Here is a 12,845-nt window from a genome sequence, read left to right on the forward strand (position 1 = left end):
CGCACAATGGGCCGGCCATGCCATGCACGTGCCGCGTTGTCTCTGGAGCTTTCCCATGCCCACCAGCACGGTGAAGTCGGCAACGCGCGTGCTGCAGGTGCTGGAACACTTCGCGCAGGTGCGCACGCCCCTGCCGCTCAAGCACATCAGCGAGGCGCTGGGCTACCCCCAGTCGAGCACCACGGTGCTGCTCAAGAACCTCATCGCCATGGGCTACCTGCGCTATGACCGCACCGAGCGCCTGTACTTCCCCACGCCGCGGGTCACTTCGCTGGGCGACTGGATCTCGCAGGCGCTGTTCGGGCAGGGCCGCATCTTCGAACTGATGCACGACCTGCACGGCGCCACGGGCGAGACGGTGTCCATCGCCATGCTCAACGACATCTATGTGCAGTACATCCGCGTCATCCAGTCGACGCATGCCATCCGCTTTCACACTGACGAGGGCAGCCTGCGGCCGCTGACGCGCTCGGCCGTGGGCTGGCTACTGCTCACCGACCGCACCGATGCGGAGGTGGAAAAGCTCGTGCACCGCGCCAACATTGCCGTGCAAGAGCGCGAAGACCGGGTGCCGCTGGAGACCATCGCCCCCGAGGTGGCCGGCGCCCGGCTGCGCAAGGCGCTCTACCTGGAGAACCTGCCGCTGCTGGGCGGCGCCACCATCGGCGTGGTGCTGCCCTGGCGCGTGCAGGGCCGCCTCGTGGTGCTGGGCATGGGTGGCACCATCGAGCGCATGCGGCCCCACCGGGCGCGCTACACCGCGCTCATGCGGCGGCTGGCCCTGCAGCTGGAGCAACAGCAGCCCGAGCCGGGCCGCGCATAGCGCACGCATCGGGCAGGACGGCGCGGGCGGTCAGCCCGCCACCGCTGCTTCGGCAGGGGCTTCCTGGCCCGTGTGCGGCACCGGCCGCGCCAGGGTTGGGCGCTGGAAGGTGAAGTTGCGGTAGCCATCCTGCGCGGCGGCCGCGCAGTGCTCGCGGTACTTGGCGAAGCCTCCGGTGAACAGCGTGAGGCCCTGCGGCTTGTCCTTCACGTTGGCACCCACGTACCAGGTCTTGGCCTTGAGCAGCAGCGAGCGCTGCGACAGCGTGTAGACCAGGTCCATCCAGCCCTGCTCGGCCTGGGCGGTGGGCTCGATGGTGGCCAGGCCCTGGCGCTGCATGTGCTGCATGGCGGCGGCGATCCAGTCCACGTCGTTCTCGCTGATGCGGATGATGTTGGCCAGCGCGGCGGGGCCGTTGGGGCCGGTGGTCATGAAGAGGTTGGGGAAGCCCTCCATCATCAGGCCCAGGTAGGAGCGTGCGCCGTCCTGCCACTTGCCGTTGACGGTGCGGCCGTCGCGCCCGACCACGTCGAAGGCCAGCAGCGCGCCCGTCAGGCCGTCGTAGCCGGTGGCCAGGATGAGCATGTCCAGCTCGACCTCGCCGGACTGCGTGCGAACGCCCTTCTCGGTGATCTCCACGATCGGGTCGTTCAGCAGGTCCACCAGGTGCACGTTGGGGCGGTTGTAGGTCTCGTAGTAGCTGGAGTCGAGGCAGGGGCGGCGGGCGAAGATGGGGTAACCGCGCGGCTTGAGCTGCTCGGCTGTCACCGGGTCTTTCACGACCTCCCCGATCTTACCGCGCACGAATTGCGCCACATGCTCGTTGGCTTCGGCGTTGGTCATCAGGTCGCAGAAGGTGCCGAGCATGGCCAGGCCGCCGCTCTTCCAGGCATCTTCCAGCAGCTGCTGGCGCTGCCGTGGCGTCACGCTGAAGAACGCGCGGGTGGATTGCGGGCGCACGCCGCCCACGGCACTGTTGCGCGCGGACTCACGGATGCCGGCGTAGTGGCGCCTGACCTCGGCCATGTACTCGGGCGTGAGGTCTTCGTTGCGCATGGGCATGGTGAAGCTGGGCGTGCGCTGGAAGACGAACAGCTCGCCGGCATCCTTGCCCACCTCCTGCACGATCTGGATGCCGGTGGAGCCGGTGCCGATCACGCCCACGCGCAGGCCTTCGAAGCGCACGGGCTCGTGCGGCCACCTGGCCGCGCGCAGCAGGCGGCCCTTGAAGCGCTCCAGGCCGGGGATCTCGGGGTCCTTGGGGATGGAGAGCGGGCCAGTGGCCATGATGCAGTAGGTGGCTTCGTAGACGGCGCCGCGGTCGGTCTTCACCGTCCACAGCTGGCGCTCCTCGCTCCACACGGCGCTGGTCACGCGCGTGTTGAACTGGATGTGCCGGCGCAGGTCGAGCCGGTCGGCCACGAAGTTGATGTAGCGCAGCAACTCGGGCTGGGCCGCGAACTGCTCCGACCAGGTCCACTCCTGCTCGATCTCGGGCGAGAAGGAGAAGCTGTAGTCGATGCTGGGCAGGTCCACGCGCGCGCCGGGGTAGCGGTTCCAGTACCACACGCCGCCCACGTCGCCGCCGGCCTCGAAGCCCTGGATCTTCAGGCCCATTTCCCGGAACTTGTACACGGCGTACATGCCGCCGAAGCCCGCGCCGACGATGGCCACGTCGATGCGCTGGGGCGGGGTGGGAACGTTGGCGTTCCCGTGCAGGGTTTGCGTTGTCATGTTGTCTCCTCTGGGGGGCGGCATGGTCCGTGCCGCGGATGGTTTCAGGTGGGGTCAGGTCGCCATCGGCGCTGCGCTGGCGCTTGCGGCGTGCGGTCTGTCCTGCGGGAAATGATGCGTTCGCGCCGTGCGCGCATCAAGCAAATGCACGGGTGGGGCCTGCAACATCACATCCATGATTTCCGGGTGCTCGCGCGGCCCGTGCCCGCCTGCCTCAGACGGCCAGCGTGCCGCCGTCCACCGGCAGCGTCACGCCGTTGACGAAGCTCGCCATGTCCGAGGCGAGGAACACCGCCGGCCCTGCCAGCTCGTGCGGCTGGCCCAGTCGGCCGGCGGGAATGCGCTGCATGAAGCGCGCGAGCCGCTCGGGGTTGGCGCGCGTGGCCTCGGTCATCGGTGTGTCGATCACGCCCGGCGCCAGCGCGTTGACGCGGATGCCATCGGGCGCGAGGTCGAGCGCCAGGGTCTGCGTGAACATCTTCACCGCCGCCTTCGAGGGCGAGTAGCCCAGCGCACCGCCCTGCGCGATGAATGCCGCGCCCGAGGCCACATTGATGATGCTGCCGCGCGTGCGCCGCAGCGCGGGCAGCCAGGCGTGCACCGTGTGGAACACCCCGAAGAGGTTCACGTCCATCGTGCGGCGCAGGTTCTCGGCGGCGCGCGGGCTGTCGATGCCTTCGCGGATGATCACCCCCGCGTTGTTGACGAGCGTGTCCACATCGCCGACCGACTGCGCCACCTGCGTGGCGAGGTCATGGCAGGCCTGGGCGCTGGACACGTCGAGCGCCCAGGCCCAGCCCTCGGTGCCAGCGGCGCGCACATCGCGCAGCGTGTCTGCACAGCGGTCGGCCTGCAGGTCGGTCACGATGACGCGCGCGCCGGCCTGGGCGAAGGCCACGGCCACCGCGCGGCCGATGCCGCTGGCCGCGCCCGTGACAAGGGCCAGGCGGCCGGCCAGCAGCCCGGGGGTGGCCGGCCAGGTGGGGGGAAGTGCATGGGCTGGCATGGGGTCTTCCTACAGCGGTGCCGCGCCGCGCTGGCGGCGGCTGGCGAGATAGGCCTGGAACTGGCCGACGATGCCCTTGCGGAACAGCATGACCACGATGACGAACACCACGCCCTGCAGGATCAGCACCCACTCGGCGAACGAGGCGAGGTAGTTCTCCATGGTCACGATGACCATGGCGCCCACCACCGGGCCCAGCAGCGTCTGCATGCCGCCCACGATGCAGATGAGCAGGGCCTCGCCCGAGGTGGCCCAGTGCACGTCGGTCAGCGAGGCGAGCTGGAACACCAGCGCCTTGAGCGAGCCCGCGAAGCCCGCGATGGCGGCCGACAGCACGAAGGCCAGCAGCTTGTAGCGGTTGACGCGGTAGCCCAGGCTCTGGGCGCGCGGCTCGTTGTCGCGGATGGCGCGCAGCACCTGCCCGAAGGGCGAGTGCACCAGCCGGTGGATCAGCCAGAACGCGCCGCCGATGAGCACCGTGACGAAGTAGTACAGCACCAGCGTGTTCTCCAGCGAGAACAGACCCAGCACGGTGGGACGCGGGATGTTCTGGATGCCGTCTTCGCCGCCCGTGAACGGCAGGCGCAGCGCCATGAAGTACACCAGCTGCGCGAAGGCCAGCGTGATCATCGAGAAGTAGATGCCCTGGCGGCGGATGGCCAGCAGCCCCGTCAGCAGGCCCAGCGCCGCGGCCGCGGCCGCGCCCAGGGCGATGCCGCTCAGGCCCTCCCAACCCCAGACCTTGACCGCGTGCGCGGTGATGTAGCCGGCGGTGCCGTAGAACATGGCGTGGCCGAACGACAGCAGGCCGACGTAGCCGACCAGCAGGTTGACCGATGCCGCCAGCAGCGCGAAGCACATCAGCTTCATGAGGAACATGGGATACACCACGAACGGCGCGGCGGCCAGGCAGGCCAGGGCGGCCAGCAGCAGCGCGTTGTGGGTGCGTCGACTCAGCAGGTCCATGGCGACTCCTAGTGGGCACGGCCGAAGAGGCCATGGGGACGGACGGCGAGCACGAGGATCATCACCACGAAGATGACCACCCCCGCGCCATCGGGATAGAAGACCTTGGTCAGGCCCTCGATGGCGCCCAGCGCGAAGCCGGTGACGATGGAGCCCAGGATGGAGCCCATGCCGCCGATCACCACCACCGCGAACACGACGATGATCAGGTTCGAGCCCATCAGCGGGCTCACCTGGTAGATCGGCGCGGCCATCACGCCGCTCAGGCCCGCCAGGCCCACGCCCAGCCCGTAGGTGAGCATGAGCATGCGCGGCACGTTGATGCCGAAGGTGCGCACCAGCGGGGCGTTCTCGTTGGCCGCGCGCAGGTACGCGCCCAGCTTGGTCTTCTCGATGAAGAACCAGGTGCCCAGGCAGACCGCCAGCGCCGCGGCGATCACCCACACGCGGTACAGCGGCAGGAAGGTCACGCCCACGTCGATGCCGCCCGTCAGCGGGTTGGGGTAGGGCTGGCCGCTCACGCCGAATTGCAAGCGGAAGGCGCCCTCCATGAGCAGCGCCACGCCGAAGGTCAGCAGCAGCGCGTACACATGGTCCAGCGCATACAGCCGGCGCAGCATCAGGCGCTCGAACACGACCCCGAAGCCCGCCACCACCAGCGGCGCGATGACGAGCGCCGGCCAGTAGCCGATGCCCAGGTATTCGAGCAGCCCCCACGCCACGAAAGCACCCAGCATGTACTGAGCGCCGTGGGCGAAATTGACCACGTGCAGCAGCCCGAAGATGATCGACAGCCCCAGGCTCATCAGGGCGTAGAAGGCGCCGTTGATGAGCCCGACCAGAAGCTGCCCGATCAGTGCAGCCCAGGGGATTCCGAATAGCCCGTCCATCGTGTTGTCCGTCCTGCGTTGGGTGAAGAAGGGCTCACAGGCCCAGAAGCGACTCGATGTGTTCGCGCTGCGTGTCGAGTTCGTCGCGGCGGAAGTGGCCCGCCACCTCGCCTTCCTCGATCACGTAGAAGCGGTCGGCCAGCGCGCAGGCGAAGCGGAAGTTCTGCTCCACCAGCAGCACGGTGAAGCCGCGCTCGCGCAGCATGCGGATGGTGGCGCCGATGCGCTCGACGATCACCGGCGCCAGGCCCTCGGTGGGCTCGTCCAGCAGCAGCAGCTTGGCGCCCGTGCGCAGGATGCGGGCGATGGCCAGCATCTGCTGCTCGCCGCCCGACAGCCGCGTGCCCGGGCTGTGCCGGCGCTGCTGCAGGTTGGGGAACAGCGTGTAGATCTCGGCCACGCTCAGGCCGCCGGGCAGCAGCACCGGCGGCAGCAGCAGGTTCTCTTCGGTCGAAAGGCTGGCGAAGATGCCGCGCTCTTCGGGGCAGTAGGCCGCGCCCAGGCGCGCGATCGCCTCGGGCGGCAGGCCCTCGGTGGGCTGGCCGCGCAGCGTGATCCGGCCCTCGCGCCGGCCCAGCAGTCCCATGATGGCGCGCAGCGTGGTGGTCTTGCCGGCGCCGTTGCGCCCCAGCAGGCACACCACCTCGCCCTCGTTCACGTCCAGGTCGATGCCTTGCAGCGCCAGGGTTTCGCCGTACCAGCCGCGCAGGCCGCGCACCTGCAGCAGGTGCTGCGCGTCGTGGGCCTCAGGCATGGGTACCTCCTACGTAGGCTTCGATGACGCGCGGGTCGCGCGAGACCTCGTCATAGCTGCCCTCGGCCAGCACCTGGCCGGCCTGCAGCACGGTCACGCGGTCGCACAGCTCGGCGATGACCTTCATGTTGTGCTCGACCATGAGCACCGTGCGTCCGCGCGCGGCCTCACGGATCAGCGCCACCACCGGGCCGATGTCTTCGTGGCCCAGGCCCGCCATGGGCTCGTCCAGCAGGATCATCTCGGGCTCCATGGCGATGGTGGTGGCCAGCTCCAGCGCGCGCTTGCGCCCGTAGGGCAGTTCGCCGGCGGGCGTGTCGCGCCAGCGCGTGAGGCCCACGCGTTCCAGCAGCTCCAGCGCCCGCGCGTCCAGCGTGCGCAGGACCTTCACGTTGCGCCAGAAGGCGAAGGTGCCGCCGTGGCGCTTCTGCAGCGCCACGCGCACGTTCTCCAGCACCGTCATCTGTCCGAAGACGGCCGAGATCTGGAACGATCGCACCAGGCCCGCCATGGCCACGGAAGCCGGGTCGCTGCGCGAAATGTCGCGGCCGTTGAAGACCACCGTGCCCGAAGACGGCCGCAGGAAGGTGGTGAGCAGGTTGAAGCAGGTCGTCTTGCCCGCGCCGTTGGGCCCGATGAGGGCGTGGACCGAGTGCCGGCGCACCCGCAGGTCCACGTCCTTGACGGCGTAGAAGCCGCGGAACTGCCGGCTGAGCTGGCGGGCTTCGAGGATGAAGGGGGCGTCCATGGCGGGGCGGCCGTTGGGCGGCTCAGAGGAAGGCATGGGTGACGCCGCCGTCCACGAGCAGCGACTCGCCGGTCACGAAGCTGGCGTCGTCCGAGGCCAGGAAGCATGCGGCCTTGGCGATGTCCTCCACCTCGCCCAGACGCTTCATCGGCGTCTTGGCGATGCGCAGCTTGGCCTTTTCGGCATCGACGTTGATCTTCACGCCCTCCGTGAGCACCGAGCCCGGGCAGATGGCGTTGACGCGGATGCCGCGCGGCCCCAGATCCACGGCGGCCGAGCGGGTCAGCCCCAGCACGCCGGCCTTCACGCCGCAGTACAGCATGCCCTCGGGCAGGCCCAGAAAGGCGGCCGACGAGGCGATGTTGACGATGCTGCCGCCGGCCTCCATGGCCTCGGCACCCACCTGGATGCCCCAGACCACCGAGTTGAAGCCCGTGCCTACCATGCGATCGAGCATCTCGGGCGTGATGGCGTCGATGGGGCCGTAGCGCACCCAGATGGCGTTGTTCACGAGCACGTCCAGGCGGCCGAAGCGCTCCTTGAGCGCACCCACGGCGTCGCTGAAGCTCGCGCGGCGCGCCACGTCGCCGCCGAAAGCCATGGCCTGAAGCCCCTGCGCCTGCAACTGCTCGGCGGCTTCGTGCGCCATGTCCTCTGCGCGGTCCAGGATGCCGACGGCGGCGCCTTCGGCCGCCATGGCGTCGGCGATGGCACGGCCGATGCCGCGCGCACCGCCGGTGATGAGGGCAACCTTGCCTTCGAAACGTCGGGTGGTCATTGAGGGGTCCTTGTCGAATGGTGAGAGGGGAGGTCGGCGAAGCGGGCTTCCTCCAGCCCGCGCACGCCCGTGCCGTGGATGGCGAACACGGCCCCCGCGTCGGGGTGGTCGCTGCGCAGCAGGTTGCCGCTGTCGCGGATGGAGGTGAGGTAGATCACGTCCAGCCCGGGGCCGCCGAAGCAGGGGCAGGTCACGAAGGTCACGGGCAGCTGGATGCGGCGCTCCAGCCGCCCGTCGGGCGTGAAGCGTGCGAGCTGGCCGTTCTGCACCAGCGCCACCCACAGGCAGCCCTCGGCGTCCACGGTGGCGCCGTCGGGCACGGAGCCCAGCGCGCGCGTGTCCACCATCACTTCAGCCGGGCCGATGTCGCCTGTGGCGGCGTCGTAGGCGTAGCGGCGCACTTGGTGCGTGGGGCTGTCGGCAAAGTACAGCCAGCGCCCATCGGGGCTGAAGCAGGTGCCGTTGGCCACGTGGATGCCCGTGTCCAGCGTGCGCACGGCGTGCGCGCCGAGCTGGTAGAGCGCGCCCTCGGGCGCCATGCGGCCCAGCGTCATCGATCCGACCACGAAGCGCCCGTTGCGGTCGGTGCGGCCGTCGTTCAGGCGCATCCGGTCGGCGCCGTGCGCTACCCGCACGCCCAGGGGCGAGAGGGTGCCCGTGTCCGGGTCCAGGTACTGGAAGTCGTCCTCCAGCGCCAGCAGCAGCCGGCCGCTGTCGCACAGCGCGATGGCGCCGATGTGCTGGGGCAGTTGCCACTGCACGCCGGCTCCGGTGGCCGGCGTGTGGCGTCGCACGATGCCGGCGCGCCCGTCGATCCAGTAGAGCGACTGCGTGCGAGCGTCCCACAGCGGGCATTCGCCTAGCAGGTCCCGCTGCGGGGCCAGGATGTCGATCCGAAGGTCCATGGTGGGGCTCGGGCTGCGTATCGGCCGGGCGCGGGCCTACTTGGCGGCGGCCTTGATGTAGTCGCAGCTGCTCTCGGACAGCGGGCGCCAGGTCTGCTCGGGCGGGATCTCGCCGCGCACCGTGTAGAAGTCGTTGGGGCCCTTGGACTCGGAGGGCTTCTTGACCTGTATGGCGTACACCGTGCGCAGCGCCTGGCCGTCCTCGCGGATCTTCACGTCCTTGGAGAAGAAGTCGTTGATGGGCAGCTCGCGCATCTTGGCCGCGACCTTGGCGCCGTCGTCGGTGCCTGCGGCCTTCACGGCCTGCAGGTAGTGCCAGGCGGCGCTGTAGGCGCCCGCGTGGATGTAGGTGGGCACCACGCCCTTGTTGCGCGCCATGAAGCGCTTGGCCCAGGCGCGCGAGGCCTCGTCGCGGTCCCAGTAGAACGGCAGCGTCAGCTGCAGGCCCTGGGCCACGTCCAGTCCCATGGCCGAGACGCTGTTGATCGTCATGCCGAACACCGTCACCACCTGGCCGCCGCGCGTGATCTTGTATTCCGCGGCCTGCTTGAGCGCGTTCGACAGATCGAGCCCCGCGTTCAGGATCACGATGGCCTGCGCGCCGCTGGATTGCGCCTGCAGCAGGTACGACGAGAAGTCGGTGGCGCCCAGCGGGTGCTTGACCGAGCCCACCACCTTGCCACCGGCGGCCTGGATGAAGCGCGTCGCATCGTCCTGGTAGGCCTGGCCGAAGGCGTAGTCCACGGTGATGAAATAGAAGCTCTTGATGCCCTGCTTCATCAGGCTCTGCACGCCGGCCTTGGGCAGCGCATAGGTGTCGGTGAGGAACTGGAAGTTCATCGGCGAGCAGGACTTGTTGGTCAGTTCCGCGCTCACCGTGCCCGCGATCAGGTAGGGCTTCTTGCGTTCCTTGAGCAGGCTGGAGATGCCCAGCGCGATCGACGAGGCCGAGCCGCCGACGATGGTGTCCACCTTCTCGGTGTCGAGCCACTTGCGGGCGATGTTCAAGCCCACGTCGGGCTTGTTCTGGTCGTCGGCCACGACCACCTCGACGGGCTTGCCGAGCACGGCGCCGCCGAAGTCCTCCGCGGCCATGCGCACGGCCAGCGTGGAGCCGGGGCCGCCGTTGCCCGAGTAGGGGCCGGTCTGGTCGGCCATGACACCGATGCGCACCACATCGTCGCTGATCTGGGCATGGGCCGCTGCGCCGCAGGCGAGGGCCAGGGCGGCAAGGGCAAGGCGGGAGCTGGGCAATGGCATGGGTGTGTCTCCTTGGTGTGTGCGTGTCTTCGGTCGGGACGGATGCATCCAGGGCCCCGCCGTCCGCGGGGTGTGCGATGCCAGCGGCCGGCAAGGGCCGCGGGGCGTGGGCTCAGGCCGCGTCGGTGGGCAGGCGGTGGTCGCGGAACAGCTCGCGCAGCCGCGTCTTTTGCAGCTTGCCGGTGGCGGTGTGGGGCAGCGCGTCGATGAACACCACGTCGTCGGGCATCCACCAGCGCGCGATGCGGTCCTTCATGAAGTCGAGGATCTCCGCGCCGCTCACCGACTCGCCCGCCTTGGGCACCACGATGAGCAGGGGGCGCTCCTGCCACTTGCTGTGGTAGGCGCCGATCACCGCGGCCTCCTGGACCTTGGGGTGGCCCACGGCCAGGTTCTCCAGGTCGATGGAGGAAATCCATTCGCCGCCGGACTTGATCACGTCCTTGGAGCGGTCGGTGATCTGCACGTAGCCCTCGGCGTCGATCAGCGCCACGTCGCCCGTGGCGAACCAGCCGTCCGCATCCAGGGCCGCGCCCGGCTCCTGGCCGTAGTAGGCCGACACCACCCAGGGCCCGCGCACCTTGAGATCGCCGGGGGTACGGTCGTCCTGCGCGCGCTGGCGCCCCTCAGCGTCGAACACCGCGATCTCCACGCCGAAGATGGCGCGCCCCTGGCGGGCCTGCACGGCATGGCGCCCTTCGGCGGGCAGGTCGGCATGCCGGGGCAGCAGGTTGCCGATGGTGGCCAGCGGGCTGGTCTCCGTCATGCCCCAGGCCTGGATCACGAACGCACCGAAGAGTCGGTCGAACTTCTCGATGATGGCGCGCGGCGCGGCCGATCCGCCCACCACCACGCGTTGCAGCCGCAGCGCCGCGCGCTCGGCGGCGGGCAACGCCTCGGCATGCTGGAAAAAGCCCAGCCACACCGTGGGCACGCCCAGCGAAAGCGTGCACTGTTCGTCGCGCAGCAGCGCGAAGAGGCGCTCGCCCGAGAGGTTGGGGCCGGGCAGCACGAGCTTGGCGCCGCTCATGGCACTGGCATACGGAATGCCCCAGGCGTTCACGTGGAACATGGGCACGGCCAGCAGCACGCTGTCGCGCGCACCCAGCCCCAGGCCGTCCGTGGCGCAGGCGGTCCACGAATGCAGCACCGTCGAGCGGTGGCTGTACAGCACGCCCTTGGGGTGGCCGGTGGTGCCCGAGGTGTAGCAGAGCGACGAGGCGGTGTTCTCGTCCAGCGCGGGCCAGGCGAAAGCGGCGTCGCCCGCGTCCACCAGGTCTTCGTAGCACAGCAGCGGCGCGGGCAGGTCCACCGCCGGCAACTGGTCGCGCCGGCACAGGGCCACGTAGGCCCTGACGGAGGGCAGGTGCGGCGCGATCTGGGCCACGAGCGGCGCGAAGTCCGGGTCGAAGCACAGGTACTCGTCGGCCGCGTGGTTGACGATGTAGCTGATCTGCTCGGGGAACAGGCGCGGGTTCACGGTGTGCAGGATGGCGCCCATGCCCGAGACCGCGTAGTACAGCTCCAGGTGCCGGTGCGTGTTCCAGGCCAGCGTGCCGACCCGCGCGCCCTGCGGCAGACCGCGGGCGTGCAGGGCGCTGGCCAGGCGCCGCGCGCGGTGGCCCACTTCGCCCCAGCTGGTGCGCAGGCTGGTGTGCGCGTTGACGTGCGAGACGATCTCCACGTCGCCGTGGTGGCGAGCCGCGTGCTCCAGCAACGTGGAGATGAGCAGTGCTCCGGATTGCATCAAACCCTGCATTTGTCTTCCTCTTTCTCTGCGGCGTCGCCCTGATTCCGTGAGCGATCTATTTTTTACATGCCGGCCGGTAAGTGAATTGATGCTAGCAGAACGACTCCGGACCAACAACGCCCGCGCGCTGGGTGAAAACCCTTGCGTCGCGAGGCATTCGACGCCGGGAGGGGACACAGGGAATGTGCGGAGACGGCCGGAAAGTGGCGCATCTCCGCAGTCGTCAAGGGCCTGGCGGCAACCCCGTCCACTGAAAGTAGCCTGCGCGCCGCAGTTCGCACGCCGGGCAGGTGCCGCAGCCGTAACCCCAGGCGTGCAGCGTGTCGCGCACCCCGTGGTAGCAGGTGTGGGAGCGCTGCACGATCAAATCCACCAGCGCATCGCCGCCCAGTTGGCGAGCCATCTCCCAGGTGGCGGCCTTGTCGATCCACATGAGCGGCGTCTCGAAGGTGAAGCGCTGCCCCATGCCCAGCGACACCGCCACCTGCAAGGCCTTGAGCGTGTCGTCGCGGCAGTCGGGGTAGCCCGAGAAATCGGTTTCGCACATGCCGCCCACCAGCGTGTGCAGCCCGCGCCGGTAGCCCACCGCGGCGGCGAGCTGGAAGAACAGCAGGTTGCGGCCGGGCACGAAGGTGTTGGGCAGGCCGGCCTCGGTCATCTGGATGGCGGTATCGCGCGTGAGCGCGGTGTCGCTGATCTGGCCCAGCACCGCGAGATCGACCATGTGGTCCTCGCCCATGCGGCCGGCCCATTGCGAGAACTCGGTGCGCAGCGCGGCCAGCACGTCCTGCCGTGCCTGAAGCTCCACGTGGTGCCGCTGGCCGTAGTCGAAGCCGATGGTTTCCACCCGCTCGAAGTGGGTCAGAGCCCAGGCCAGGCAGGTGGTGGAGTCTTGTCCACCGGAAAAAAGGACCAGGGCGTGGCCGGCTCTCATGGTGTGTTCCTTTGAAGGACGTGGGCGTAAAAAAGCCCCGCGGCGCGGGGCTCTGCGAAGGGGGAGGGGCCGGCGTTCAGGCCATGTAGATGGCGATGAAGGCCAGCAGGAACATCAGCACGCCGCCCACCACGGGCAGCACGATGGGCATCAGCGGGACCACGGCTTCGACGCCATCGGGGGCATGGTGGTGTTCGCCAACGTGCGGGGTGGTGGTCGTGTCGTGGGCCATGGGTTCTCCTGGTGGCTGCCTCAAAAAGTGATGAAATTCTAGCGGCAGCCGCCGGGCGGCCACCA

At 69.3% G+C, this 12,845-nt stretch carries 13 protein-coding genes; 1 reads left to right on the forward strand and 12 read right to left on the reverse strand.

Annotated elements, in window-relative coordinates; all coding sequences use genetic code 11:
- Positions 1-55 precede the first annotated feature (55 nt).
- Positions 56-823, forward strand: coding sequence for an IclR family transcriptional regulator (locus tag AVTE2539_RS10340; protein ID WP_284410341.1), 768 nt, complete (start codon positions 56-58; stop codon positions 821-823).
- 30 nt (positions 824-853) lie between these two features.
- On the opposite strand, the gene AVTE2539_RS10345 is transcribed toward AVTE2539_RS10340, so the two are convergent.
- From AVTE2539_RS10345 to AVTE2539_RS10400, 12 genes are all read right to left on the reverse strand, one after another.
- A complete protein-coding gene (locus AVTE2539_RS10345) occupies positions 854-2,557 on the reverse strand; it encodes a flavin-containing monooxygenase (RefSeq protein WP_284410343.1) in 1,704 nt (567 codons plus the stop codon).
- A 214-nt stretch (positions 2,558-2,771) separates the two neighbouring features.
- The gene (locus AVTE2539_RS10350) at positions 2,772-3,563 is read right to left on the reverse strand and encodes an SDR family NAD(P)-dependent oxidoreductase (RefSeq protein ID WP_284410345.1); all 792 of its coding nucleotides are present in this window, start codon (positions 3,561-3,563) and stop codon (positions 2,772-2,774) included.
- Between the two features lie 9 nt (positions 3,564-3,572).
- Positions 3,573-4,529, reverse strand: a complete 957-nt coding sequence (locus AVTE2539_RS10355) for a branched-chain amino acid ABC transporter permease (protein WP_284410347.1) — start codon at positions 4,527-4,529, stop codon at positions 3,573-3,575.
- A gap of 8 nt (positions 4,530-4,537) precedes the next feature.
- Positions 4,538-5,419, reverse strand: coding sequence for a branched-chain amino acid ABC transporter permease (locus AVTE2539_RS10360; RefSeq protein ID WP_272566111.1), 882 nt, complete (start codon positions 5,417-5,419; stop codon positions 4,538-4,540).
- Between the two features lie 34 nt (positions 5,420-5,453).
- Complete coding sequence (locus AVTE2539_RS10365) at positions 5,454-6,173, reverse strand: ABC transporter ATP-binding protein (protein ID WP_284410348.1); 720 nt, start codon at positions 6,171-6,173, stop codon at positions 5,454-5,456.
- A complete protein-coding gene (locus AVTE2539_RS10370) occupies positions 6,166-6,921 on the reverse strand; it encodes an ABC transporter ATP-binding protein (RefSeq protein ID WP_284410349.1) in 756 nt (251 codons plus the stop codon). Before AVTE2539_RS10370 ends, AVTE2539_RS10365 begins: the two co-directional genes overlap by 8 nt.
- Before the next feature lie 22 nt (positions 6,922-6,943).
- Entirely contained in the window at positions 6,944-7,699 is a 756-nt protein-coding gene (locus AVTE2539_RS10375; protein ID WP_272566107.1) for an SDR family NAD(P)-dependent oxidoreductase, read from the reverse strand.
- Positions 7,696-8,604 (reverse strand): SMP-30/gluconolactonase/LRE family protein, encoded by a 909-nt coding sequence (locus tag AVTE2539_RS10380; RefSeq protein WP_284410350.1) that lies wholly within the window; start codon positions 8,602-8,604, stop codon positions 7,696-7,698. Before AVTE2539_RS10380 ends, AVTE2539_RS10375 begins: the two co-directional genes overlap by 4 nt.
- 36 nt (positions 8,605-8,640) lie before the next feature.
- Positions 8,641-9,864 (reverse strand): ABC transporter substrate-binding protein, encoded by a 1,224-nt coding sequence (locus AVTE2539_RS10385; protein ID WP_272566105.1) that lies wholly within the window; start codon positions 9,862-9,864, stop codon positions 8,641-8,643.
- Positions 9,865-9,976: 112 nt separating this feature from the next.
- Positions 9,977-11,623: a long-chain-fatty-acid--CoA ligase gene (locus AVTE2539_RS10390; RefSeq protein WP_284410351.1), complete on the reverse strand. Its 1,647-nt coding sequence runs from the start codon at positions 11,621-11,623 to the stop codon at positions 9,977-9,979.
- A 214-nt stretch (positions 11,624-11,837) separates the two neighbouring features.
- Positions 11,838-12,548, reverse strand: a complete 711-nt coding sequence (queC, locus tag AVTE2539_RS10395; protein WP_284410352.1) for a 7-cyano-7-deazaguanine synthase QueC — start codon at positions 12,546-12,548, stop codon at positions 11,838-11,840.
- A gap of 76 nt (positions 12,549-12,624) precedes the next feature.
- Positions 12,625-12,780 (reverse strand): hypothetical protein, encoded by a 156-nt coding sequence (locus tag AVTE2539_RS10400; RefSeq protein WP_272549895.1) that lies wholly within the window; start codon positions 12,778-12,780, stop codon positions 12,625-12,627.
- Between the last annotated feature and the right edge of the window lie 65 nt (positions 12,781-12,845).

The organism is Acidovorax sp. SUPP2539 (assembly GCF_030158975.1).
In the GTDB taxonomy this organism is placed as follows: domain Bacteria; phylum Pseudomonadota; class Gammaproteobacteria; order Burkholderiales; family Burkholderiaceae_C; genus Paracidovorax.

What these genes read in the sequence shown, in the direction of transcription:
- AVTE2539_RS10380 (WP_284410350.1), bottom strand. Translation starts at nt 8,604, where the DNA reads ATGGACCTTCGGATCGACATCCTGGCCCCGCAGCGGGACCTGCTAGGC.
- AVTE2539_RS10385 (WP_272566105.1), bottom strand. Translation starts at nt 9,864, where the DNA reads ATGCCATTGCCCAGCTCCCGCCTTGCCCTTGCCGCCCTGGCCCTCGCC.
- AVTE2539_RS10340 (WP_284410341.1), top strand. Translation starts at nt 56, where the DNA reads ATGCCCACCAGCACGGTGAAGTCGGCAACGCGCGTGCTGCAGGTGCTG.
- AVTE2539_RS10345 (WP_284410343.1), bottom strand. Translation starts at nt 2,557, where the DNA reads ATGACAACGCAAACCCTGCACGGGAACGCCAACGTTCCCACCCCGCCC.
- AVTE2539_RS10365 (WP_284410348.1), bottom strand. Translation starts at nt 6,173, where the DNA reads ATGCCTGAGGCCCACGACGCGCAGCACCTGCTGCAGGTGCGCGGCCTG.
- AVTE2539_RS10375 (WP_272566107.1), bottom strand. Translation starts at nt 7,699, where the DNA reads ATGACCACCCGACGTTTCGAAGGCAAGGTTGCCCTCATCACCGGCGGT.
- AVTE2539_RS10370 (WP_284410349.1), bottom strand. Translation starts at nt 6,921, where the DNA reads ATGGACGCCCCCTTCATCCTCGAAGCCCGCCAGCTCAGCCGGCAGTTC.
- AVTE2539_RS10355 (WP_284410347.1), bottom strand. Translation starts at nt 4,529, where the DNA reads ATGGACCTGCTGAGTCGACGCACCCACAACGCGCTGCTGCTGGCCGCC.
- AVTE2539_RS10400 (WP_272549895.1), bottom strand. Translation starts at nt 12,780, where the DNA reads ATGGCCCACGACACGACCACCACCCCGCACGTTGGCGAACACCACCAT.
- AVTE2539_RS10350 (WP_284410345.1), bottom strand. Translation starts at nt 3,563, where the DNA reads ATGCCAGCCCATGCACTTCCCCCCACCTGGCCGGCCACCCCCGGGCTG.
- AVTE2539_RS10390 (WP_284410351.1), bottom strand. Translation starts at nt 11,623, where the DNA reads ATGCAGGGTTTGATGCAATCCGGAGCACTGCTCATCTCCACGTTGCTG.
- queC (WP_284410352.1), bottom strand. Translation starts at nt 12,548, where the DNA reads ATGAGAGCCGGCCACGCCCTGGTCCTTTTTTCCGGTGGACAAGACTCC.
- AVTE2539_RS10360 (WP_272566111.1), bottom strand. Translation starts at nt 5,419, where the DNA reads ATGGACGGGCTATTCGGAATCCCCTGGGCTGCACTGATCGGGCAGCTT.